The sequence below is a fragment of the Meridianimaribacter sp. CL38 genome (genome assembly GCF_004328055.1).
Classification (GTDB): domain Bacteria; phylum Bacteroidota; class Bacteroidia; order Flavobacteriales; family Flavobacteriaceae; genus Gaetbulibacter_B; species Gaetbulibacter_B jejuensis.
The window spans coordinates 1-689 of the sequence record NZ_QKWS01000017.1; the positions used below are offsets into that span (position 1 = coordinate 1).

General features: G+C 42.4%; 1 pseudogene. It reads left to right on the forward strand.

What is annotated here, in order from left to right:
• Window positions 1-689, forward strand: a pseudogene (locus DMZ43_RS14900) (gliding motility-associated C-terminal domain-containing protein); the annotation flags it as partial.

Below are 689 nucleotides of genomic sequence, written 5' to 3' on the forward strand. Positions count from 1 at the left end.
GAAGCGGATAACTGTGACTCTGGTTTAGAAGCGACTTACTCAGATGCGGTTGCTGATGGTAACTGTGCTAATGAATCTGTAATCACACGTACTTGGTCAGTAACTGATGATTGTGGTAACACTGCTACACTTGTTCAAACTATTAATGTGGTAGATACTACTGCGCCTACATTTACTGTACCTGCTGATGTAACTATCGAGTGTGATCAAGATGCTAATGACTTAACTCTTACTGGTGATGTAACGGATGAAGCGGATAACTGTGACTCTGGTCTGGAAGCGACTTACTCAGATGCGGTTGCTGATGGGAACTGTGCTAACGAATCTGTAATCACACGTACTTGGTCAGTAACTGATGATTGTGGTAATACTGCTACGCTTGTTCAAACTATCAATGTGGTAGACACTACTGCTCCTACATTTACTGTACCTGCTGATGTAACTATCGAGTGTGATCAAGATGCTAATAACTTAACTCTTACTGGTGATGTAACGGATGAAGCGGATAACTGTGACTCTAGTCTGGAAGCGACTTACTCAGATGCGGTTGCTGATGGTAACTGTGCTAACGAATCTGTGATCACACGTACTTGGTCACTAACTGATGATTGTGGTAACACTGCTACGCTTGTTCAAACTATTAATGTGGTAGATACTACTGCGCCTACATTTACTGTACCTGCTGATGT